General features: G+C 48.7%; 20 protein-coding genes and 1 pseudogene. 9 read left to right on the forward strand and 12 right to left on the reverse strand.

Features of this window, described 5'->3' with window-relative positions; translation table 11 throughout:
• Window position 1 precedes the first annotated feature (1 nt).
• The 4 genes from phsA to norV all read right to left on the reverse strand — a co-directional run bounded on the left by phsA (window position 2) and on the right by norV (window position 5,650).
• Window positions 2-2,284, reverse strand: coding sequence for a thiosulfate reductase PhsA (gene phsA, locus Q1B47_RS19045; RefSeq protein ID WP_299797346.1), 2,283 nt, complete (start codon window positions 2,282-2,284; stop codon window positions 2-4).
• A 333-nt stretch (window positions 2,285-2,617) separates the two neighbouring features.
• Window positions 2,618-2,956, reverse strand: coding sequence for a DUF1971 domain-containing protein (locus tag Q1B47_RS19050; protein WP_299797349.1), 339 nt, complete (start codon window positions 2,954-2,956; stop codon window positions 2,618-2,620).
• A 55-nt stretch (window positions 2,957-3,011) separates the two neighbouring features.
• Window positions 3,012-4,157 carry an NADH:flavorubredoxin reductase NorW gene (gene norW / locus Q1B47_RS19055; RefSeq protein WP_299797352.1) on the reverse strand — a complete coding sequence of 382 codons (1,146 nt, stop codon included), beginning with the start codon at window positions 4,155-4,157 and terminating at the stop codon, window positions 3,012-3,014.
• Entirely contained in the window at window positions 4,154-5,650 is a 1,497-nt protein-coding gene (gene norV, locus Q1B47_RS19060; protein ID WP_299797355.1) for an anaerobic nitric oxide reductase flavorubredoxin, read from the reverse strand. Before norV ends, norW begins: the two co-directional genes overlap by 4 nt.
• 373 nt (window positions 5,651-6,023) lie before the next feature.
• On the opposite strand from norV, the gene Q1B47_RS19065 reads away from it, so the two are divergent.
• On the forward strand, window positions 6,024-6,227 hold the full coding sequence (locus tag Q1B47_RS19065; protein ID WP_299797358.1) for a hypothetical protein: 204 nt from the start codon (window positions 6,024-6,026) through the stop codon (window positions 6,225-6,227).
• Here the strand turns inward: Q1B47_RS19065 and Q1B47_RS19070 are convergent.
• Window positions 6,208-7,110 carry a LysR family transcriptional regulator gene (locus Q1B47_RS19070; protein WP_299797360.1) on the reverse strand — a complete coding sequence of 301 codons (903 nt, stop codon included), beginning with the start codon at window positions 7,108-7,110 and terminating at the stop codon, window positions 6,208-6,210. The genes Q1B47_RS19065 and Q1B47_RS19070 overlap by 20 nt on opposite strands.
• Before the next feature lie 230 nt (window positions 7,111-7,340).
• Between Q1B47_RS19070 and Q1B47_RS19075 the strand changes: the two genes are divergently transcribed.
• The 5 genes from Q1B47_RS19075 to Q1B47_RS19095 all read left to right on the forward strand — a co-directional run bounded on the left by Q1B47_RS19075 (window position 7,341) and on the right by Q1B47_RS19095 (window position 13,679).
• Window positions 7,341-8,060 (forward strand): SDR family oxidoreductase, encoded by a 720-nt coding sequence (locus Q1B47_RS19075; RefSeq protein ID WP_299797364.1) that lies wholly within the window; start codon window positions 7,341-7,343, stop codon window positions 8,058-8,060.
• Between the two features lie 462 nt (window positions 8,061-8,522).
• The gene (locus tag Q1B47_RS19080) at window positions 8,523-8,852 is read left to right on the forward strand and encodes a c-type cytochrome (protein WP_299797367.1); all 330 of its coding nucleotides are present in this window, start codon (window positions 8,523-8,525) and stop codon (window positions 8,850-8,852) included.
• A gap of 212 nt (window positions 8,853-9,064) precedes the next feature.
• Complete coding sequence (locus tag Q1B47_RS19085; protein WP_299797370.1) at window positions 9,065-10,777, forward strand: DUF3373 domain-containing protein; 1,713 nt, start codon at window positions 9,065-9,067, stop codon at window positions 10,775-10,777.
• Between the two features lie 44 nt (window positions 10,778-10,821).
• A complete protein-coding gene (locus tag Q1B47_RS19090) occupies window positions 10,822-12,225 on the forward strand; it encodes a tetrathionate reductase family octaheme c-type cytochrome (RefSeq protein WP_299797372.1) in 1,404 nt (467 codons plus the stop codon).
• Window positions 12,226-12,497: 272 nt separating this feature from the next.
• Entirely contained in the window at window positions 12,498-13,679 is a 1,182-nt protein-coding gene (locus Q1B47_RS19095) for a putative sulfate/molybdate transporter (RefSeq protein ID WP_299797375.1), read from the forward strand.
• A gap of 240 nt (window positions 13,680-13,919) precedes the next feature.
• Here the strand turns inward: Q1B47_RS19095 and Q1B47_RS19100 are convergent, their stop codons facing one another.
• Window positions 13,920-15,053, reverse strand: a complete 1,134-nt coding sequence (locus Q1B47_RS19100; protein ID WP_299797378.1) for a serine hydrolase domain-containing protein — start codon at window positions 15,051-15,053, stop codon at window positions 13,920-13,922.
• 108 nt (window positions 15,054-15,161) lie between these two features.
• Entirely contained in the window at window positions 15,162-15,485 is a 324-nt protein-coding gene (locus Q1B47_RS19105; RefSeq protein ID WP_299797381.1) for a hypothetical protein, read from the reverse strand.
• A gap of 324 nt (window positions 15,486-15,809) precedes the next feature.
• Between Q1B47_RS19105 and Q1B47_RS19110 the strand changes: the two genes are divergently transcribed.
• Window positions 15,810-16,118 (forward strand): hypothetical protein, encoded by a 309-nt coding sequence (locus Q1B47_RS19110; RefSeq protein ID WP_299797384.1) that lies wholly within the window; start codon window positions 15,810-15,812, stop codon window positions 16,116-16,118.
• 127 nt (window positions 16,119-16,245) lie between these two features.
• Here the strand turns inward: Q1B47_RS19110 and Q1B47_RS19115 are convergent.
• Window positions 16,246-17,103 (reverse strand): annotated as a pseudogene (locus Q1B47_RS19115) (SDR family oxidoreductase); the annotation flags it as partial.
• 113 nt (window positions 17,104-17,216) lie between these two features.
• Here Q1B47_RS19115 and Q1B47_RS19120 point away from each other — a divergent pair.
• The gene (locus Q1B47_RS19120; protein WP_299797386.1) at window positions 17,217-18,104 is read left to right on the forward strand and encodes a LysR family transcriptional regulator; all 888 of its coding nucleotides are present in this window, start codon (window positions 17,217-17,219) and stop codon (window positions 18,102-18,104) included.
• Window positions 18,105-18,262: 158 nt separating this feature from the next.
• On the opposite strand, the gene Q1B47_RS19125 is transcribed toward Q1B47_RS19120, so the two are convergent.
• The 3 genes from Q1B47_RS19125 to Q1B47_RS19135 all read right to left on the reverse strand — a co-directional run bounded on the left by Q1B47_RS19125 (window position 18,263) and on the right by Q1B47_RS19135 (window position 21,575).
• Window positions 18,263-19,129: a GGDEF domain-containing protein gene (locus tag Q1B47_RS19125; RefSeq protein ID WP_299797388.1), complete on the reverse strand. Its 867-nt coding sequence runs from the start codon at window positions 19,127-19,129 to the stop codon at window positions 18,263-18,265.
• Window positions 19,130-19,380: 251 nt separating this feature from the next.
• Complete coding sequence (locus Q1B47_RS19130; RefSeq protein ID WP_299797391.1) at window positions 19,381-19,749, reverse strand: hypothetical protein; 369 nt, start codon at window positions 19,747-19,749, stop codon at window positions 19,381-19,383.
• 89 nt (window positions 19,750-19,838) lie between these two features.
• A complete protein-coding gene (locus Q1B47_RS19135) occupies window positions 19,839-21,575 on the reverse strand; it encodes a PhnD/SsuA/transferrin family substrate-binding protein (RefSeq protein ID WP_299797403.1) in 1,737 nt (578 codons plus the stop codon).
• A 301-nt stretch (window positions 21,576-21,876) separates the two neighbouring features.
• Between Q1B47_RS19135 and Q1B47_RS19140 the strand changes: the two genes are divergently transcribed.
• Window positions 21,877-22,500 (forward strand): response regulator, encoded by a 624-nt coding sequence (locus tag Q1B47_RS19140; RefSeq protein ID WP_299797394.1) that lies wholly within the window; start codon window positions 21,877-21,879, stop codon window positions 22,498-22,500.
• A 317-nt stretch (window positions 22,501-22,817) separates the two neighbouring features.
• On the opposite strand, the gene Q1B47_RS19145 is transcribed toward Q1B47_RS19140, so the two are convergent.
• Window positions 22,818-23,792, reverse strand: a complete 975-nt coding sequence (locus tag Q1B47_RS19145) for a sensor domain-containing diguanylate cyclase (protein WP_299797397.1) — start codon at window positions 23,790-23,792, stop codon at window positions 22,818-22,820.
• Window positions 23,793-24,176 lie beyond the last annotated feature (384 nt).

Below are 24,176 nucleotides of genomic sequence, written 5' to 3' on the forward strand. Positions count from 1 at the left end.
ATTAGACCTTTTCTACCTTGACACCTGTGGTGTGTAAGTTCATACCAACGACGGGAGAGGTGCTATCCGGCAATAGGTTTCCGCAATGTAGCCCCTTACCGGACGCCCTGATTAACTCTTTGTTTTTGGAACCAAACCCCATATAGGCAAACACAGTATCCTGACGGATCCCCGGAGTGATCATGGCATAGCTGGTTTCACTGCCGACACGACTGGTCAGGCGAATCTCGTCTCCATGATTGATCCCCAGTCGTCCGGCGGTCAGTGGATGGATCCAGACAGCATTGTCAGACATAAGGTTGGCAAGCATGGGCACATTGTGGGTCGCACCGTTGGTGTGAACCGCAACCTTACCCTGAATAAAGTAGAGTTCATCGGCACGCTTGAGCTGGACGTCACGATAGCGAATAACTCCGCGCCCCGGCGCAAACTCCTCGACGGCCGCAGAGCTCAACTCGATCTTGCCGCTTGGTGTCTTAAACTTAAGCGCACTGCCGTAGGTGCCATCATCATCCGGGGTTCTGGCATTGGCATAGGTGTCGGTAAACTTAGCCACCATGGAGGGCTCACGTAACATCAATGGCTTACCATAGCTGACATAGCCCTTCTCCTTGATATGCCTCAACGCCTTGTCATCCCGCTTCATCTGAGCCAGTTGTAGGGTCTCCATATTCTTCCAGGGATAGAACTCGCTTAAGCCCAGCGCGTCTCCAACCTCCTTAAATATCAGCCAGGATGGCTTGGTATTACCTATGGTTTCGACCACACGTTGGCGCACATAATATGCAGGGTTCTTACCGGATTTGTCGGCAATCTCCTCATCTCGCTCCAGATAGGTAGACTCGGGAAGAATCAGGTCCGCATAGGCAGCGGTCTCACTGATATACACATCACAGACGGCAACAAACTCCATTTTTTTCAGTGCTGCCAGCACCTTAGTTCTATCTGTCATCGTCTGCATTGGATTGGTACGACTCATGACCCAACCACGCAACTGATAGGGTTTTGCTTCCAGCGCTGCGGAGAGAATGCTCTGGTAAATACCACCATTTTTCCACACCATGGTGTACTGCTTATCTGTCTGGTCGATTCGCTTAGCCGTGGGCTTAGGCATCCCCTCCACGCCGGGCTTAGCCAGCTTAGGGGCAACGGTTTCACCGGCAAACTTGTTATAGGTCTTGGCCTTCTTACCCAGATACAGTCCCCCTTTACGCTCGATATTGCCGATAAGGACGTTGGCGGCAAAAATTGCCCGGCGCATATCAAACTCTTCGGTGGTAAAGGTTGCCCTGTGCCCGAAGTCAACCACAGCATGAGGTGCGGCGGCTGAGAGTTCATGGGCGATACGACGAATATCTTTCGCCTTCACATCGGTAATGCCTTCGGCCCACTCGGGCGTATAGGCTTTGACTTCAGCGGCAAAAGCGTCGAAACCAACCACATAACGTTCAACGAAAGCCTGGTCATACAGCTTGTCGGCGATCAATACATGACACAGCGCCAGCGCCACTGCCACATCGCTTCCGGGGCGCACCGCGTGCCACTCGTCGGCTTTATCGGCCACAACAGAGAAGCGGGGCTCGAAGACCACTAACTTGGCCCCCTTCTGTGTTTGTGCCTTCATCATCCCACGGGTCTCAGACATGTTAATGCCTTCATAGATGTTGTGGCCGAAGTTAATGATGTACTTAGAGTTTCCCAAATCCCGCTTGAGCTTAGTACCAAACATGGACTTGGCTGCAATCACATATGCCCCGGGGCAGAGTGAGCCATGGGTAAAGGTATTCGGACTGCCAAACGCCTTAGCCAGGTGGAAGAAGTGCCCTGAGAGTGACCCCTTCTTGGAGGAAAATGCCACGGCCTCTGGACCATGTTCACGCTTAATTCTGTTCAGGTTAGTCGCCATCATCTCATAGGCTTCGTCCCAGCTTATCTCGGCCCACTTACCTTCACCGCGTTCACCGACACGCTTGAGTGGATTGACGATACGCTGTGGATCGTAGAGCAAACTATGGCCGGCACCACCACGAGCACACACCTTGCCGCCAAAGGATTTTGCCTCCTTGTTACCTGAGATGAAGACATTCTTGTCATCGACCACACGTGCAGAGATTGGGCAGCGGGTCGAGCACATCTCACAGATACTGGCGACCTCCTTCCCCACAGCTTTAAGTGGTTCTTTTTCCAATGCCGCCAAAGATCCCGGTAGCATAGTCGCCAGGGCGCAGGTTGCGCCCCCGGCTCCGGCTCCCTTTATAAAATTGCGCCTATCGAGCTTAATCATGGTTACCTCCATCAACTTCCAGTGGAAGGTGAAATCACTCACTGTTTAACACTGTTATTAGTTTGATGCCTCTATGCAGGCCTGACGCGCCAACTCAGAAGCTTGAGACCATTGTTATCCCTTACAAAATTAAGGGGTATTGTGGTAAACCACATAGGCTGAGTGAGTGTGATCTGGGGCAATGAATTTTCAATTTTACAAAATAGAAACGTGATATTTATCTAATATAGGCATAGTGTGGGATTGAGAAGCATAGGAGAGGTAAGAGCGGGTAAAATCACACCGCCGGAGCCCTTTTGGGCTCCGGCAATGGGTAAAACTTAATCTTAACAGTTACTTTCTGGCATTAAACAGAGGGCCGTCACCTTTGTCCTGTTCAGACCAGAAGTTGATGTTGAACTGTGCATCATCTGACAGCTCGATACGATGCCAGTATTGCGGCGGACTGGTAGCAAAATTCCCGGCTTCGATAACCACTTTGAGTTCATGTTCCTTGGCATGTTCATCGGCAAAACCGTAGTAGGTAACCACTCCCTCCATGACGCACAGCTGGCCAAATACCCCCTCTGCGGTGTTATGGTGGGACAGGAGGGCCGCAGGGACATTCTCCCTGGTAAAAAATGGCGTTGAACGCTGTATGGTCCAGTTGGCCGGAATTCGTAGATGACTCATAATAACCTCTCTTAAAAACTATAGACTTTCTTTAAAACCGAAAAAAATTGGTGCATTACAATGTGGGTGGAAGTTCACGCAGCAGAGAAAATGACTGCTTCATATGAGCGCCGGTAACGACGAAGCCTATCAACTTCCTCTGCTCATCGAAGGCCCTTGCCGTCATCCCCTCACTGCTGGCATCCATCTGCCAATGTGCGTCCGGGTGACTGGTGATGCCACTCAACTGAATAGGAAGACGCGGTGTCTTCACCTTAACCATCATGGGCGGCAAGGTCACATCGCTTGCCTGTCCCAGTAAGGTTTTAGCCAAGGCGTTGGCGCTCATAAGAATCGGCTGCAGAAACGGCAACAAGTGCCCCTCAATCTCTGCACAGTCCCCCAACGCAAAGATACTTGGATCCGAGCTTCGTAACTTACGATCCACGACTATGCCGCGATTGGTCTTAAGATCGCTCCGGAGCGCCAATTGAACATTGGGTTTCAGGCCCGCGGCACATATCACGGTATCGACACAATATTCCTGTCCGTTTCTCAGCCTGACCAAGATCTGTTCTCCATCTTGTTGCAAGCGCTCGACCTGGGTTCCCAGCTCAATGTTCACTCCCTGATTACCCAGAGATTGAAACAGCTGCGAAGAGATGAAACCGGGTAACAGGCCGGGAAGCAATGTATCGGCCAGATCGGTTAATATCACCTGTCTGTCGGCGCTCGCCAGATCCATCGCGATCTCGGTGCCGATAAGACCGGCCCCGATCACCAGTACAGATTTAGCCTTCCCAAGCTCGACTTGAGCGTACCTGTACTCTTCCAGACCATTGAGTGTGATGATACGCTCTGCCGCATCCCCCCCTATAGATGGGATGAAAGCCTTAGCCCCGGTCGCCAACACCAGCTGGCTGTAGGCGATCGACTCACCATCGCAACATAGGGTCTTCTGCACTCTGTCTATGTTCTCGACCCGGCGATGAGTCAACAGGGTAATATCATAGTGCTTAGCAAACTCCTCGGCGCTCATCTTAATCAGCTCCTCGGCCGACTGCCTCTTAGTAAACACATGGCTCAAGTCCGGCTTGGCATAATCATCACCACTATCTGAGGTGATCACGGTAATCGCCTGTTGGCTGTCCTGTCTGCGTATTGTCTTCACCAGCTGATAGGAGGCAAAGCCGCTGCCTACGATAACTATGGGCTGCTTCATGCTGCCACCTCGCCGCAAACAGGTTCGAACACCTCCTTGCCTATGCTGCAATCCGGGCAGAGGAAGCTGTCAGGCAGATCTGTCCACTCGGTTCCGGGGGCGATATCCTGATTGGGCTCCCCCAACACAGGGTCATAAACCCACTGACAGACGCTACACAGCATGCGTTGTCCCGCTGCCGTATCTGTGCATGTCGGCGAGGTTGAGCTCTCGGAGGCAGGCTCGGATCTCTGCTCTTCGGCCAACTGAGGTTCGTTGACAGGTTCTGCCAGCTTAGGGGCTACAGCTCCTGCCGGATGCAGCGCCCACTGGCGCGCCACCCGTTTGCCGTGCTCACGACACTCAAGCAGCGCCTTTCCATCCGGCTTCCATTTACTCTTCAACCCAGGCAAGGTTTCGAAGCCGGCATCGTTCAGACGAGCATGGATGCGGTCAACCGCGCCACCGTTCCAACCGTAACTCCCGAAGGCGCCGGCCCGTTTGTTCTTGAAGCGCAGACCGGTGATCTCCTCCAGCATGCCGGCCACCTTCGGCATCATGACATTATTCATGGTCGATGAGCCCACAAGCACACCCTTGGAGCGGAACAGGTTAGAGAGGATCTCATTCTTATCATGGCGGGAGACATTGAAGATCTTCACCGCAACACCGGGATCGACATCATGGATCCCCTGAGCGATGGCATCCGCCATCATACGGGTGTTGTTAGACATGGAGTCGTAGAAGATGGTGATGCGATCTTCCCGGTACTCGTCGGCCCACTGCAGATATTTGTGGATAATTTGAGTCGGGTCCTCACGCCATACCACACCATGGGCGGTGGCAATCATATCGACAGGCAGGTTGAAACTTAATACTTCCTGGATCTTCGCCGTTACCAACGGGCTGAAGGGGGTGAGAATGTTAGCGTAATAGCGCAAACATTGATCCATCAGCTCACTCTGATCCACCTCATCGTTAAACAGACGCTCATCACAATAATGCTGACCGAAGGCATCGTTACTGAACAGCACGGCATCGCCGGTCATATAGGTCATCATGCTATCGGGCCAATGTAGCATGGGAGTCTCGATGAAGATAAGTTGCTTACCGTTACCAATATCTAAGCTGTCTCCGGTCTTAACGGTATGGAAGTTCCACTCGGGGTGGTGGTGATGTCCTGTAATAGAGTCGATGGCATTTTCCGTGCAGTAGACAGGCGTGCCGGGGATCTTTGCCAGCAAGACAGCCAGAGCACCGGCGTGATCCTCTTCGGCGTGATTAATGACGATATAATCGATCTGCTTCAGATCGATCTCCAGCTCTAAGTTTTGCACGAACTCATGGCTGAACTTGTGATCGACAGTATCGATCAGCACCGTTTTCTCCTCCTTGATCAGATAACTGTTATAGCTGGTCCCTTTTTCAGTTTTATATTCAGTGCCGTGAAAATCACGAACCTCCCAATCACGTTGCCCGACCCACTGGATATTGTTCTTGACATGAATAGCCATTCTAAACCTCAAATATACTAAAATAGATAAACTTACCCCTCATATTGCATGTGCCGGGCCAAGTTTTTAAGCACCTGTATTTAAATGGCTTTACATAAAAACCCAAGAACACAAGTGTCTTTAAGACACTAATTAATTCAGTCAAATAGACAGCAAAGTGTCATATCGACACCTGCATTTAGATTGAGGAAAAACAGTCTAATTAACAGGAGAAAGCCCGAGTAAGAGCCGAACCGAAGCCAGCGTCTCTTCCGGTATCCTCATAAATAAACTCTCTCCTCTCCCTATGTATTGATCGATATATATGGTTTATATTCGTAGCTAGGAACACTATCCCTTAGGCAGAAGGCCGAAATAAAAAGAGGGTGAATCTATGCATCTCATAATGAAAAGTCAGTTTGACGATCTACGCCTAAACGATGCCCATGAGTACTCAGCCGACGATAAAGGTGGCAAGAGGGTGGTGAAGATCTACAAAGATGGCGCCTTGATCGCCAAGAAGATCACAGTTAAGCGTTCGGTGCAGTACTTTGGAGTCACAGGCGTGGAAGCACTACTTACGGAACATAATCCATAAAGTGTTCAGTCGCAAAGGAGATGAAAGCCTTTAGCCTGGCTGGCTGAAACCTGTCTTTATGATAAAGCAGATAGAGCGGGGTATCGGCAATCCGCCACTGCTGAAATACCGACACTAACTCACCACAGGCGAGTTCCTGTGGGCAGTAGAGTTTAGGTAGTCTAACGATACCATTACCGGCGAGTGCACTCGCCTTCATGGCGCGACCATTCTTGCACCTAAAGCCCCCCTTAATGGCAACCTCGACCCTATTTTTGGGGTTAGACTCCTGCTCAAACAACCAGTGATCGATAGACCCCGTAATACAGAGGTGGTCCTTCAGCGCCTTAGGATGCTGAGGGTATCCTCTTCGCTTCAGGTACCCGGGCGAGGCCATGGTCATGTTTTCTATGCTCATCAGCTTACGGGCGACGATCCCCGAATCTTCCAGCTCCCCCATGCGAAAAACAAGATCAAACTCATCGACTACCAGATCGACTCTCCGACTGCTGAAGTCCAGATTAACACTGATATCCGGGTAGAGAGCGATAAAATCATTCACTAAGGCGGTAACTATCTCCTCACCTATAACCCCGCCGACACAGTTGATGTTGAGCTGTCCCTGCAGATGCCTGGCATTGTCTACAGTGCTGGCCACCGCACTGTCTATGGTTTCAAGGGCGGCCTGACACTGCTCGAAAAATTGTAGCCCCAGCTCGGTCAGGCGCTGGGCACGAGTCGTGCGGGTGATGAGACTCACTCCGAGAAAGCGCTCTAACTGGGATAACTGCTTAGAGAGGTGAGAGCGAGAACAACCCAACACCTCGGCGGCCTGAGTAAAACTACCCAGCTTGGCAATCACGGTGAAGGCACGTATATCGGCAAGATTCAGGTCGCTGCTCATCTTTTTTCTCACTGTAAGTCACTGCATCTGACTCTGGGGTTAAACGCCCTTAATTAGAAGTCATACGTAAACAATCATGTTCGATATAGATTATATATCAACAATCAGCCTGTCACTATAATGGCTTCATTAAATCGCTGGTCCTTAAACGACCAGTCAATGAACAGATAGTCATTAATCAACTTACCACCCGGCTCAGTTTACCGGGCAGAGTAAAGGGGAGAGAAATCATGAAACAACTGATCGTAATTACGGGTGCATCTTCGGGTATCGGCGCGGCAATGGCTAAGGCATTCAGTGCAGAGGGTCACCCGCTTTTGTTACTGGCTCGTCGCATCGAACCTATGCAGGCGCTTGAACTTGAAAACAGTCTCTGTGTCAGCGTCGACGTCACCGATGGCGAGGCGATTAAAACGGCTATCGCGACAGCGGTTGAAAGGTTCGGTCCGGTAGGCTGCCTGATCAACAACGCAGGCGTGATGCTACTCGGCCAGGCCGATACTCAAGACCCAAGTGAGTGGACACGTATGCTCAACATCAACGTGATGGGGGTACTCAATGGTATCCATGCCGTTCTGGCCGATATGAAGGCCCGTAAAACAGGTACCATCATCAATGTCAGCTCAATTGCAGGACGCAAAACTTTCCCCAACCACGCGGCTTACTGCGCCACTAAATTCGCAGTACACGCACTGACGGAAAATATTCGTGAAGAGGTCGCCATGGATGACGTACGCCTGGTCACTATCGCTCCCGGCGCCGTCGAGACACAGCTACTCAGCCACACAACCAGCAATGAGATAAAAGCAGGTTACGAAGATTGGAAGCAGGAGATGGGTGGTGTTATTGCACCGGAAACGATTGCTGAAGCGGCTCTGTTCGCCTTCAACCAACCCCAGAGCGTCTGTGTGCGTGAAATCGTGTTGGCCGCGACCCGTCAGCAACCTTAAGACACAAGTCAGGCCTTGAATGTAAGTGTCCTATTAAATACCGGAGGACGGGGATATGATTCTCCGTCGCTCCATACCTTATACCTCCTCTTCATCCCCCCTAGCCCACAGCTCAACGCAACCAGCTGTTAACATCCTCTTATTCCATTATTGGTAGAAAAAGGAATAGTAAAAGTCCATAAGTGTGATCCGCGACCACCCATATTTGTTTAAAACAGCCAAAAACAAGGAAAGAAAAAGCCACGACCAAATACAATAAAAACGCCAAATAACAAATATATACAAACAAAACACCTCATAATCCATTAGTTTTTTATTCATGATATTTTGTTCAATTAGATTTTTCTTGTAAAGGTGATCAACATCAAATTTACATCTACTCCTTTTTGCTAAATTTAGTAACAAGGCAGAGTCATTCTGCTAACTATAAGTAAGTCACATATTCCGGTGACTAAGGAAAAGATGATGAAACCGATAATAAAAATAGGCGCATGTATTGTACTCGCATTCTCATTAGGTGCTCAGGCATACGCAGCAGATGGTGGTAACCCTAAGAAGGGAAAACACCTGTACAAGAAAGAGTGTAAGTCTTGCCACAGCAAAGGCGACAACGCCGGCGAACTTACTCCCATGAGCAAGACCATGAGTCAGTGGGATCGCTTCTTTAAGCGTATGAAGCATAAAGGCGATCAAGAAGCCTTCGATGCGCTGTCTGAAAAGGATCTGAAAGATATCCACCAGTTCCTTTACGACCATGCTGCCGACTCTGACCAGCCACAGACGTGTGGTTAATGAGGTTGGAAGTCAACAACTAACCAACGACTAGCAGCAACAAGCTTTAAAGTATGGGGGCTATTCCCCAGGCCATCCATCAGCCTGAACCTGTCGACTGCTAGTCAGGTTTTAGTAAATAGAACAAGGTTTTGAGATTAGTTAAGACCTTAACTCATGAGTGACTCGACAAGAACTAAAAAATCAGCCGAGCACTCCCAAGGAGAGATGTTATGAGAACCTTAATATCACTGCTCGTTGCAAATGCACTGGCGCTATCGGGATCGGTATACGCTGGTGATACTGACGATCAAAAGATTGCCGATCTGAAAAAACAGCTCGAAGATATCACCAGTGAGTTGGACGATATCAATGACAGAGTCGATAATAATGAGCGTCATTCGGCTTTGGACAGAATTCTCATCACGGGTGATTTCCGCACCAAGGCACACTCACTACACTATCAAAATGTTACCTGGAACCCAGCTATAAAGGTGGACTTTAACGATTTCGGCGCCAAGGCAATGTCAGGCGCATTCGGTATGCCAGACGATTCGTCCTCACCTCTGGGCAAGATGATGGCCGCCGATCCTAATCTGGCTATGGCATTTCAGAGCGGTCAACTTCAGGGCATCATGCCATATGTCTTAGCCCAAAAAACAACCCAGGATATCGATAACGACATCTTCTATACCACAAGGCTCAGACTGAACCTGAAAGCTAAAGTGTGGGACAACGTCAGCTTTTCCGGCCGCCTGAGCATGTTCAAAAACTGGGGTGACTCGACCGGTGTACAGGTATTCGACTCATGGCGTTCATTCACCATGGATGGCACTAACGGCGGTAATCCCAGCGGTGACTGGTTAAGAGTCGAACGCGCCTATTTTGACTGGAAAAATATCGGTGGCTCACCTCTCTATCTCTCCATCGGACGTCGACCATCTACCTATGGCCCACCGACCCAGTATCGTGAAAACGAAAAGCGTGGCGGAACACCTTCTGGACACTTGGTGAACTTCAACTTCGATGGTGCCACAATGGGCTACCACCTTGGTGACATTACGGGTGTTGAGGGTCAGGTCGTCCGCTTCTGTTACGGTCAGGGATTCGAGTCTCAGTACGGTAACGGCGAGATGTTTGGCGATATCGTCACCAAAGATACTCACCTTGGCGGCTTCAATATCGATGCGATTAACGATGGTAAGAACTTTCTGCAATTTACCCTGTTCGGCGCCAAAGATGTCAACGATGGCTTCAAAGGCACCATGGCATTCCCGACTCAGCTTGCCGGTATCTTCGCCCCTACCATGTATCAGGATATGCAGAAGTTCAGCAACTTTAACTTCGAGACCCGGGTACAACCCAGTGGTGTGATTGGTGACATGTTCCTGGGTGGAATCGGATTCGCCCGCGAAGAAGATAACGACGTTAAATGGTTCCTCTCCGGTGGATGGACCCGCGCCGACGGTAACGGCAATGCCGGTATGTTCGGTGGCATGCTCAGTGATGCAGTATTCCAGGCTCAGCTCAACGCCGATGGTAGCGAGATCATCATGATGCCAAGCGCAGCCGACGACAGTGGTGCGAAAGACGGTTACGGCTTCTATGCAGGTATTCAGATCCCGGCACCTTACGGTAAGTTCGGTCTCGAGTATAACTATGGTTCTAAGTATTGGACTCCATTTACTCAGGCACAAGACGATCCTATCGGAAGCAAGTTAGCAACTCGCGGACACGTGGGTGAAGCCTACTACATGTTCGATATCAACCCACGCATGTTCATCAAGCTCGCCGGCCTATACTACGATTTCGAGTATACCGGCAGCGGCACCCCAGTCGGCGCGCCACAGAAGATTGATGACGTGATAGCAGGCAGCGCTTTCTCTATGCTTCCTGTCGTTGATACCGCTTTTGACGTCAACGCATCTCTGACCGTTAACTTCTAGTCCAGCTCAACCCCCCGGCTTCGGCCGGGGTGGGAGAAAAAAATATGAAACACACTCTGATCCCCTTTGCCCTTGCGCTCGCTGGTCTATCTTTACTCAGCAGCCCAGCGAATGCCGCCAATCAACATAAAGAGTATATTGAAGGCCCTTTCACAGAAGGGACTCAAGTGACCCAACAATGCATCGAATGTCATGAGGATCATGCCAAAGACTTTATGAAGTCGTCGCATTGGACCTGGGAACTGGAACAGGAGCTTCCGGGTCGTACGGTGAAACGTGGTAAGAAAAATAGCATCAACAACTTCTGTACCGCCATCTCAGGCAACGAACCCAGATGTACCAGTTGTCATGCCGGTTATGGCTGGAAAGACAATAACTTCGACTTTACCGATATGACCAAGGTAGACTGTCTGGTTTGTCACGACACCACGGGAACCTATGTTAAAAACCCCGTTGGTGCCGGCGAGCCTATGGCTAAAGTCAACCTCGAACGTGTCGCACAAAACGTAGGGACTCCGGTACGCGATAACTGTGGTAGCTGTCACTTCTACGGTGGCGGTGGTGACGCGGTGAAGCATGGCGATCTGGACTCATCTATGTCCTACCCTGACAAGGCCACTGATGTGCATATGGACACCGACGGCAACGATTTCCAGTGTCAGGACTGCCACACAACAGAACAACACCAGATCACTGGTAATGCCATGGGGGTATCACCAGGTGGTATCGACCATATCGGCTGTGAAAACTGTCACGATAACGCGCCCCATAAAAACAAGCGCCTTAACACTCACACGGCGACAGTTGCCTGTCAGACCTGCCATATTCCATTCTTCGCCAAGAATGAGCCAACCAAGCTTAGCTGGGACTGGTCAAGCGCAGGAGATGACAGACCCGAGGCTAAAGATGAGTACGGCAAGAAAACCTTCCAGAAGAAGAAAGGCAACTTCGTTTGGGGCAAGATGGTTGAGCCGACCTACGCCTGGTACAACGGCAGCGCGGATGCCTATATGGCGGGCGATAAGATGGACCCCAGCAAGGTGACTAAGCTGACTTTCCCTGTGGGCGACATCAAAGATCCTAAGGCCAAAATCTACCCCTTCAAGGTGCATACGGGTAAGCAGATCTACGACAAGAAGCTCAACATCTTCATCACAGCTAAGACATTCGGTGAAGGCGGATACTGGAGTGAGTTTGACTGGGATCTCGCGGCTAAATTAGGTATGGAAGCCAATGAAGCCATGATTGAGAAGGGGCTCAAGTACAGTGGCGAGCATGGCTTTGCCGAAACGGAGATGTGGTGGCGTATCAACCACATGGTCTCTCCGAAAGAGGAGTCACTCAAGTGTAACGATTGTCATAAGAAAGGCACCCGCATGAACTGGCAAGCACTGGGTTATGACGGCGACCCGATGAAGAACAAAAAAGGAGAGAAACACGCGAAATAGCCAAAGCGTAATTAGGGTATTCATCCTCCCATGAATACCCTATCGTCAGCCGACTAGCCTGCAATAGGTCGGCTGACACCTCACCCCGGTCACTCGATATTAAGCATTAGACATTTTCGGATAAAACATCCCTCACATTTATGAAAATAGCCCAACTTGTCTCTGCAACTGTTTAAATAGGGTCATATTACTCCCTTTGCAGTCCCAATTACCCCGAAATAATTGGCACTATATTTGCGATACAGCTGTGTTCTTTTCCTACGGCAAGTTATATGACATGTAAAACCACATTACTTAAGAAATGTGATCAACTCTCGGGCGAATTCAGTGGCGCTTTCGCCGATCTGGGCACTTTCCTTCCACTGGTATTGGGACTGATTGCGCTCAACCACTTCTCGCCTCAGGGCATCTTTATGGGCTTTGGACTCTTTGCCCTGTTTACCGCCTTTTACTACAGGCGGCCCATTCCCGTGCAACCCATGAAAGTGATCGCCGCCTTAGTGATAGCTCAGGGGCTGACGCCGGGTATGCTGCAGGCCAGTGGCATGATGATGGGTGTCATCCTGCTTATATTGGCATTCAGTGGCGCCATCAACTGGATGGCGAAACAGCTCTCCCCCGCAGTGAGCATAGGTATTCAGCTCGCTATCGGTATTCAGTTGATGTGGATGGGCGCACAGATGATGAGCCAGACCTGGATTATCGGTCTGGGGGCCTTTGCCCTGTTATTTTGTAGTCGCTTCCTGCCACTGCGCTACCTCGCCATGCCGCTGGTCATCATCCTTGGCATGCTATGGCAATATAATTCGGGCTCCCCCTTCATAGAGGAGTCCGCCCTGCTGTCTACCCAGGCCTCGGTTCAGAGCTCGATGCACAGTCAGCTGTGGAGCCTGAGTTGGCCGACGTTATCCGAGTGGTCATCTGCCGCGGTATTACTGGTCTTGCCTCAACTGGCACTCACCCTGACCAATGCCGTTATCGCAACATCGGCCATGGCGAAAGAGAAGTTTCCTCATGAGAAGGACAAGTTCAGTCCCAGACGCCTGGCCACCAGCTCAGGGCTGGCGAACCTGCTGTTGACCCCTTTCGGTGCGACGGCCATGTGTCACGGCGCCGGCGGCTTGGCCGTACAGCATCACTTCGGTGCCCGGGGAATATGGGCACCGGTCATATTCGGCAGCAGCTGCCTGCTTATCGCCTTTAGTTGGGGAGAGAGTGTCGCCTGGCTGTTAGGGTTAATTCCACTGGCTATCCTGGGTAGCCTGCTCTCCATCGCCGGACTGCAGCTGGCGTGGTCGAAGCGACTGCTAGACGGTAAGCCTTTCTGTATATTTGTAATTCTTTCCACCGCCGCGATCTGCTTGCTGCTCAATACCGCAGCCGGGCTGGCTGTGGGAGTCTTGCTTGAGATGGGGCGGCGACACTGGCGGATCTTTTCAGATTTAAAAGGTTAAAAAAAGTCCGGGGGTTAACCTTTGAGCTTCATTCTTCTTCAACAAGGGAGTTTGAAGGTTTAACCCTCATAAAATCTATAGCTGCGGCACCGTGCAATCCTATTAAGGAAAAGGGGTCCTAAATAACCTAGGTCGTGACCTCCAACTCACGGACGTTGAATAAATCAGGATTAGGGGCAGGATGTGGCTGAGTAGTGACAACCTAATTTCTATAGTAGAAACTTTAAACTTAAACCCTGCTTACTGAGGTATTCCATATCGCTCTATATATTCATACAGGTCATCTCTGATCGATAACCCTAACTCGGTACGCCAGGCCTGCATTCCGCCGCTGTTGGCAAACATAATGACCCCCCACTGCTCACCTCTCGAGATATAAACCACGGTATCGACCCCGGGGTCGCTGCCGCCGTGCATATGTTTATCACCGACAATGGCCCAGGCCAGCCCCGGCACATCACTAACCTTTGGATATTGGGCCCGTAACATCTCCCGCACCGTATCCGGACGCAGGAAGAGTTTACCACTCATCGTCTCTCCCTCATTAAGAAAAAGAAACAAGAAGCGCATAAACTCTGTGGTACTGGTTTTGAGCGAACCATCGGGGTAGTTCGTGAAGCTATAGTGACCAAGTGGTGTAAAGGTTTTATTCACTGCATCATAACCATAAGGCATGGCCATACGGCTTTTATCCAGATCGCGGTAAAACCATTGTGAAGATGGCATATCTAACGGTAGAAATATCTCCTGTCTGCAATATTTCTCAAAGGGTAGTCCGGAAATCTGCTCCACCAGATACCCCAACAGGCCAAAGCCTACATTACTGTATTTAGCTTGAGTTCCAGGCTTTGCATCGACAAAATTACCCTCTGAATTGTAATACCGGCCATCTGGTGTGAAATACTCTCTCAAAAACTCACCCAAGGGTTCGATAGGATCCTCAGATTGACCCAGTGTATAACTGTCCCAATACGCTGGACCATCACCAATACTGCCGACGTGTGCCAGCAACATTCGAAATGTAACCGGAGCATCAGGAAAGAGTGGATTGCGCACTGCAAATGGCAGGTATTGGTTAATATCGTCATCCAGTTGCAGCAGTCCCTGCTCATACAGACGCATCACCGCCGTTGCGGTCACCAATTTTGAAACAGATGCAATCTGATACAGGGTATCAGGCGTGGCGGCTCTTCCCTCCTCTATGTTAGCGAAACCATATCCTTTAGAGAAAATAACCTTTCCCTGATTGAACACCAACACGGTGGCACCAGGGAATTTTGCCGCCTCCAACTGTTGATGCATCGCGGTATCAAAATCTTGAGGAATAGGGCGCAGATAGAGATGGAGATCCAGGTAGATAGCGATGGCTGCCAAAATGAAACCCACAGGTAGCAATATAAGGGTAAGCCTCAATAAGCACTTGAGAACCCTCTGTTTCCACGAGCTTGGCACCATTCGGTCTCCACTAGCATCAAAATAAGTTCACATGTTAAGCAAGTATATACCCAGCAGACTAGATGCAAGCAGCACAACTTGTAAAAACGATAATGCGATAAAATACTGAGGCTTCTCCTCTTGAGTCAAGACTAAGCTACTGATTGAATACTCCTTGGTAAAGAGTGACAAGATTAGACTTGCACCGGCATTAACCGCGATACAGATAAATACCCCAGTGATCACTGCTAGATCACTCACATATTGGAGGCGGTTTAATGCATAAAGAATCACTATCAGTGCTATAGCAAAGTAAGTGATGACCCTTCCTGCTAATTGTGATTTCTCTCTTCGGCTCCGTACCTCTCTCATTCTTAGTCGACTCCTTCAATAAAGATCACAGCCACCCATAATCAATCAACGGCATATCTAGACTATAGTAAGTTATCGAAGCTTTACTTAATCCACAAAACCAATTAGGCGAGCCAGGGACTCATTTAAGGGTGGAAAGGTTTCGCAAGAAAAACTCTTCGATACCGGCGTATGGACAACAGGAATACTAAGGTTACTTTCAAATCGCAGAGCGGCAATATCTACTCCACTTTTGTGCTTTCCCCACCGCTCTACTAGGCTTTAATCTACCCTATCTCACTGAACCATCACACCAGCAAAAGATGCGACAGAAGGAGTCATCTGATGAAAATGTTACTCACCGTTCAATTTCCACTCGAGCCGTTTAATTTCCATGTCAGAAATGGTAAAGCCGGCGAGATCATTGCCAGGATCCTGGAAGATATCAAACCTGAGACGGCCTACTTCACCGAGCAGGACGGGAAACGCGGCGGGGTTTTCGTGATAGAACTGCAATCCGCATCAGATGTACCTCGCTATGCAGAACCCTTTTTTCTCAACTTCGATGCCAGTTGTGAATTCCGTATCCTGATGAGCCCTGAGGATCTGGAGAATGCCGGACTCGAAGAACTCGGTAAGAAGTGGGGTTCATGAAGGAACACATTACAATCCCCCCGGAAAAACCCCACAAAAAGATAACCCCTTTCCATTACAGTCACGATGAGCCTATCGATGAGAGGCTCATCGTTTCATTTAAAAACAGCCATTTTCACGGGGCTCTCTATGCGCGCGTAGACTTGAGCATCTCAGATAAATTTATCGTAGGACGGCCAATCAAGGAGCTTAGTTCACCTTGTTCATCAAATAGCCCTCCCTTCGAAGCACCGACGTCAGAACTTGCGAGCAATTGCGCGACAGGCTCAGGTAATCCGCCACTCTCTAATGCCGATTTAAATTCATTTTCCGGCAGATTTACATAAGGGATCTCTCTGTCTGACTCCTGACTGAGCAGAGCCGCAAGTTCGGCGAGTGTATATGACTCATCACCGGCTAACTCATAGACTTTACCTGCCTGAGGCTTCTCTGAGGTCATAACCACAGCAGCAGCTTCTGCATAATCTTCCCGCGCCGCCGAGCTTATCCGCCCCTCACCTGCACTACCGATAAATGCCCCATGCTCGATGGAGGGCGCTACGCTTGCGAGATAATTCTCCGTATACCAACCATTACGAAGCAGCACGTATGGTACGCCGCTCTCTTTCAAATATTCCTCTGTTTCGATGTGCTCAGAGGCTAACTCCAGAGGAGAGGTGTTTGCATGCAGTAAGCTTGTATAAGCGATAAGAGATACACCTTCACTTTTCGCAGCTTCGATAACATTTCTGTGTTGCTCAGCTCTTTGCCCCAATTCGCTTGACGAGATAAGAAGTACTTTCTCTGCTCCACGAAGCGCCGCTTTTAACGTTTCAGGTCTTGAGTAATCGGCTTCACGCACTTGCACCCCCAAGGCCGATAGATCGCGCGCCTTCTCCGGCGTTCGAACCGCCGCGATAATCTCAGAAGCCCCAATTTTGCTGATTAAATGTTTGATCACTAGACGGCCAAGTTGACCGGTTGCACCTGTTACGACAATCATTTTCTCTCTCCAATCGTTTCTTTATCATCTGACGCCAACTATATCGTTTAGCAATTGATTGATAATTACCTCCTATGTAAACTCATAGTTAAATATGACTAAACTGTATATAGGAAATGATCTCGATAGATGACATGATGGTATTTACCAGGGTGGTCGAAACTCAATCTTTTACTAAGGCTGCAGAGCAATTAGGTATCGGTAAAGCACGAGTTTCCCAGGTTGTCACTAAGCTTGAACAGAGGTTAAATACACGTCTGCTTCATCGAACCACACGTTCCTTATCACTTACTGACACCGGAGCCGGCTACTATAAGAAGTGCCGAATGATCCAAGAGTTGGCAACTCAGGCTAATACCGAGGCACAGAAGTTCAGTAACGAGCCAAGTGGCCTGATACGCATTTCAACGCCGTTCGGCAATGCCCAGTACATAAACCTCTTCAGCCAATTTCTCAACCAATACCCACAAATTCAACTCGATATCATAGAGAGTGACAGCTACAGCAACTTGATAGAGTCACGTTGCGATATTGCTGTTCGCGCCTCCTCCGCGCTTGAAGATTCCAGCCTGTATGCAACAAAAATTGGTGAGTTTGGCGATATTCTTTGTGCCTCACCTGAGTACCTAAAACGGTTTAATGAGCCGGAATCGGCGCAAGACCTGCTGAAACTGGACTGGGTGAGCCATGAAATAGTGCATGGTGATAAACTGCTGGTATTAAAGTCCCCACAGGGTGAGGTGGTTAAGCTGAGCAAAAAACCTAAAGTGCAGGTTCGCTCCACTAACTCACTGAAGGAGTTCCTTCTCAATCATATTGGATTTGGTGTTTTGCCGGACTTTGCGGTTAAAGATGAACTGGCCAGCGGCAAGTTGGTCAGACTCCTGCCAAAAGTTCACGATGTTACTATTCCCCTGTATGCCGTTTATCAAAACAAGGCATTAATGCCCCTGAGAACACGCACCCTGATAGATTTTCTTAAGCGAGAACAACGGCGCTTTTAGGTAAAATAGCTAACACTATTTGGACAAGAGGTACTTAGGAAGTGACTGACAACGTCAGGGCTTTCGATTAAAGAGCATATCCCAAACTTTACTGTTAACAATACATTTTACTCTGACCCATAATCCTTTGAACTACGACATCTGTCCACTAGGTTTTATCAGACTTGAGTTTGATAAACTTGATATGCAATATTGCCTTTTTTAGTCTTCTTAACAGAATACATTAACCTGTCCGCTATCTCGATTGCCTCCTTGATATCGTCTGGCATCTTTTCGAATGAAACTACACCAATACTGAAAGTCACGCCCCATTTATACTTTGTCATTCTCTTTTTCAGTAAAACAGAAGCTTTCACAAAGGCTGCCATAGCCTCATCTTGCTTTGTTTCAGGTAGCAGGCAAACATACTCGTCACCTCCCAACCTAGCTACGACATCGGTCGCCCTTAAAGACTCTCGCAATACATTTGCAACCTCTATTAATAGCTTGTCACCTTCAGTATGACCGAGAGAATCATTTATTTTTTTGAAATCATCTACATCGATGTAGGCTAATGAAAAAACATGACTATATCTTTTTGAACGCAGTATCTCATTTGCCAACTCTGCATAGAAGCTTCTAGCACTGTGAACTCCTGTTAAGCTATCTGTATCCGCTGCCGTTATTTCAACCTGGTGAACACTCCTGAAATCAGTAACGAGTACAACCAATAGTGGGTATGCTATTAAATATGGGATGAGGTATGAAAACATAAAACTATTAGGCTCAGAGTTATCGAGAAAATGCTCAGTTAGAACAACTTCAATAATAGTTATATTTATCACAGAGAAAAAAGCTAAAAACAAACCTCCTTTCTTATTTCCATACCAACTGCTCAACAGAAGAGGGAAAATGTAAAACAGGGTAATATCTATACCTGAGTCAACGCGAAATTGCACAATAGTCAGCACTAATATCATAAAGAATGAAAGCAGCCAGATGGTCTTTGGCGATCGCTTTTCAAATATACTGAAAATAGTTTTCACTAATAACCCCTTTCTGTTGAAACGTCAGCTCAGTTAACATATCAAGAAGTAAGCTCCACATTCCGCCAGAGTTGAGTGCTAACTATACGAATTATAGCTAACAACAACAACCAAGGAGGGACTCTCTGTTACATCAATCGCAAACACCTGGGTAAATTGGGGTACTTCATAGTATTCATGCTTTACATCCTTTTAACAATCAATACCTTAGCCACACCAACACCCAATGAACCCAAAAATGTGATCAGCCTTCATTCGAAGGTCGAAAATTCCCCCTGCATCTTCAACCAGAACTCCTCCTGACAGCTGTTATAAAATGTTTTTCTGAAAGGCGTGATCTCCAGACCAGCAAAATCAAGCACTTCGTAGCTAATCCAGCACTCTTCACAGAGCAATTCAGAGGGGGCACTGTCCCGCTCAACCTTATGCCTAATCACGACACCGTTATCGTAGTGATAGGTGGCTTCAAACTCACTCACCTCAATAAGCCCGCCGCCCCCCGCATCGACTCCCGCATCTATATAGCTATCTGACTGACTTTTTTTATTGACGATACTAACGAGCTCAGCCTCAGACTCTTGACTGTGGATCGCCTTAATGTAGGTAAACAGAGTATTCATATTTTCTTAATGTTATTTTTAAAGTATTAAAAGCAAGAAGTTATCAGCAGCCGACAGACATCAATGAAGAGCCACACCTCATCGGCGCTTTAACTGTCTGAGGCCTTGGGCAGCACTATCTTTACCGCACACCCTTGCTGCCAGGGAAGTGCTTGCTCATTGTCGATCTCACTGCAATTCTGAATGCTAAAGCGCCCATCATGTTGAGAGATAACATCTTTACAGATAGCCAGACCCAGCCCCAAGCCATCTCGCTTGGTAGAGCAAAATGACGCCATCAACTCACTGGCCGACCTCAATAAGCCCGGACCATTATCGATAAACAGTATCTCCACCGACTCGGCTTGATAACTCACGTTGACGCAGATCCTGTTGTCACCTTCCCCCTCCTCGAAGGCATCCAGGCTATTTTTGATAATGTTAGCGATCACCTGACTCAAACCGACCTCATCCCCTTTAAGATTAAAAGGGGTGCCCTGAGTCGTGATGTTTGCCTCTACAGAATGGCGTCTGAACTCGGTTGCAAATAACACCATAGCGTTATTCATCACCTCATCCAGATCGAACAATGCCTCAGAGGTTTCACGCCGCTTCAACAGACCTCTTATCCGGTGAACCACGGCTCCGGCACGTATCGATTGAGCGTTAATTTTTCCCAAAATCTCATAGGTTTCGGCGTCTGCCCTCCCCGAGTTATTGAGGTGCATCATCCCCCCTTCGCTATACTGAGTGATGGCCGCTATGGGTTGATTCAACTCGTGGGCGAGCCCGGAGCCAATCTCGCCTATGATAGCCGTACTCTGCAAACGCTCCAGTTGCAGCGCCTTGTCCTGTAGTTGTCTCTCGGTATCGATAAGAAACTCACTCTTCTGCCTGAACTTGTACTCCAACCAGAGGTGGTACACCGTCGAAATAAGGAAGAGCAACAGCAGTGCCCCACCCCACTCCTTGTTTCTTTCCATCCACTTCAGGACAGTTTGATACAGTGGCGGTGGCGGCGTCTTCAACTGTAACTCTTTAAACAGTTTGATCACCTTAAGTTGGCTTACGGGGGCGGTCCACCCCATGGTTTTGGCGCTGATGGCGGCCTCATCATCGGGTTCTAAGTCATATAACGCCTGAGTTATTGCCCGTGTTATCTGGGTCGGCACAGTATCTGCTGCGGCAAATGACCAGTTGGGATAGAGCTGGGTACTGACCAGACAGTCATACCCTTTGGGCAAGGTGGGGTGAATAACCCGAAAATCCTCTTTTTTTACCAAGCCACTTTCAACCATCTCCTCTAAGGTACAAAACGGTGTGATCGCCGCCTCTACGGTTTTATCCCTCACCTGATAGACGATGGGTTCCAGTGGAAAACCTAAAAACCTCAGATCGCCGAAATATTGCTCAGGAGAGTAACCCATCTTATGCAATAAACCGACGGCAGCCTGATAACCGCCCAGCGCCTGAGGGCCGCTGGCCACTATGCTTTTTCCTCTGAGGTCATTAAGGGTATAGATATTGCTGTCGGCACGAACGATAATCGTCGCACCGATGGCAAACGTGGTGCCTTGATGCTTACGGCTCTTCATCGTCGCCAACCAGGAGAGGGGAAAGTTGCTGCTCAGGTTAAAATATTGACCAGGGTTGGTGATCATAAACTGAATGTCATGATTGAGCATCTGCTGGCTCATCTCTTCAAAGCCTAAAGGCACAACCTCGAAATTGGCCCCGGGGACTCTTTCGGACAGATAGTCCATCATAGGCTGCCAGCGTAACTTACCCTGCAGGACACCGTGATTGGCCAACACACCGACCCTAAGGTGACGTTCGGGCAGGCGCATGTCAGTATTGACCGGACCTCCCTCTTCATCGGAGTGAGCTATGGCCGAATTTGATATAAGCATTACTATGATGAAGAGTACCGCAGGCATAACTCAATCCACTGAATCCGTCTATAGCCCACTAAGTTAGACCAACCCTTGTTAAAAAGCTGTGAGTGGAGACCGATTCATCACAGGTATTTGATACTTATAGGCCTGTAAAAGTTGTTTTAGTGATCTGACTCATAGGGGATATCATCTCTTTTGAGATCGATTGAGTATCCAATTACTCTAATTTCAGTTCCCAATGGATGAGCCCTGTATGCCCAACAAACTGCCGCTCTATCTCGTCGATGATGATGTTGCAATTTTAGACTCGCTCAGCTTTATGCTGGGCCAGTTCGGCTATAACATCACAGCATTTAATAATGGTAATGACTTTCTGAATACCGTGCCGTTAGATAGAGCCGCCTGCGTCATACTCGATAGCAGGATGCCAGAGGTCAGCGGGCAGGAGATCCAACAGAGACTGCTCGAGATAGACAGCCCCTTGGGTATTATTTTTCTCACCGGCCACGGGGATATGCCCATGGCGGTCGATGCATTTAGAAAGGGAGCCTGTGATTTTTTCCAAAAACCCGTATCGGGAAAGGCGTTAAGCGGCGCTATCGATAAGGCGATGCTCTACAGCCATAGAACCTTCGAGGCTCAGTCACTCAGGCGGAGGCTATCTAACCTCTCACAGCGGGAGCGGGAGGTACTCAACCTGCTCACTAAGGGGATGACCAACAAGCAGATATCGGAAGCGCTATTCCTCTCTTTGAGGACCATAGAGGTTCATCGGGCGAAAGTAATGAAGAAGCTCGAGGTGCACAACATGGCCGAGCTGGCCAAATACTCACAGATGACCTCGGATGATGAGCTGGATGAGGTCATTGGCTCATAGAACTGAACCTCCGGCCACCTCTCGCATAAATTATGCTCGCCTGCCTGCGACAGCTTGTCGCAGTTTGCAGATAAACCTTTGTCAGCTATTGATTTTAGCTGCACAATTCCAAACTGATATTTGCAGCGTTTTTACTCGTCAAACATCTCTGATATTGCAGCTCTACTTCATAGTCTACCGCCTGAGGAGTGAGCGCAATCATCTAAGTTCGACGATCGAGACCTGTCACCGGATATTAAAATTTAGGGATACATCCACTGCTATTACCCTCCCCGGACGACTCCTCCGTCTCCGGGGATTTTTTTCACTCAGATGGATTAGCCTCTGGCCCGTTTACGATGCAGCATATCTCTGTCGGCGGCCGCAAGTTGAGTCTCAAAATCGGTAGTTAACTCCAGCTTCACATCACCGATGGAAGCCGAAAAGAGTGGGAGGCTCAAATCATCGGATTGACGGTCAAACCCATCAATAATTCGATTGCGTATGGCATCCATATCATTGTCATCATCGATCAGGACCAGGGCCACGAACTCGTCTCCCCCCATTCTCCCGATCACGTCTGACTGACGAACACACTCTTTCAATACACTGGCAATATGCTTCAGCACAAGATCGCCGACACCATGACCATGCTGATCGTTAATCAGCTTAAAATCATCGACATCGAGATACAGCAGGCCCAACTGACTCTCGGTACGCTTAGCCAGTTTTATACGCTGCTCGGCCAACACCAGAAAACCTCTTCGATTGTTGATCCCGCTTAGCGAATCGGTAATAGCCAACTTCTGCATCTGCTCGTAGAGACCAAGCATAGCCAGATCGGCTTCTAGAATATCTTTCAGATGGTGGATCAGTTCAATGTAGGTATCCTGATAATCGGTCTCTTGATAGTCCATCACACAAAACGTGCCGAAGACCTCTCCATCGGGCCAAAAAACAGGAACACCGAGATAGGAGGTAAACCCGTCATCGTGAACCTCAGGATTCGTTTCCCAGCAAGGTTCTATCTTTGCATTGGAGACATAGAGGTCTGTACGTGTCTCGACAATTCGGCGACAGAATATATTCGCATCGGGCTCGATAACTCCACCAGCAGGGTAGGGATTGGAGTCTTGTTCACTGGCAATAGTGACTTGAAAACCATGGGGTGTATACTGCACCAGAAATCCGGCCGGCGCATCGAAAAGCCTGGCTAATAGATTTATCGTTTTTTGCCACTTCTCGATAGAGATAAGATCGTGAGGGGTATCCAGTAAAAAACGTTCTGTTTCAAACTCAGCATTCTTTGTCATCAAGTACTCCTGTGGCAAATAATGTACAACAGATACATCTTATAACAGATTAGCCGGATCTCTTAACTTTTCTCTCCACATGAAGGGTATTCAAGCTTTAGGCTTTAAAAACTAGAAACTAGAAACCAGGCTCTGTGATCAACTGCGGGTTTCTTAAGTAGCTTTCGTTGCAGCGTTCTCCTGTGCATGCCGGCTTGGTGAGTGGATCGCTGCCGACACATTGCCACTGTTAGCAAGATAGAGGGACATTCTGTTTTTATCTTTAAGTCCTATGGTCAAACGTGGGTTTCTTAAGTAGCTTTCGTTACAGCGTTCTCCTGTGCATGCCGGCTTGGTGAGTGGATCGCTGCCGACACATTGCCACTGTTAGCAAGATAGAGGGAC

Origin of the sequence: uncultured Shewanella sp., assembly GCF_947501225.1 — a bacterium.
Lineage (GTDB): Bacteria > Pseudomonadota > Gammaproteobacteria > Enterobacterales > Shewanellaceae > Shewanella.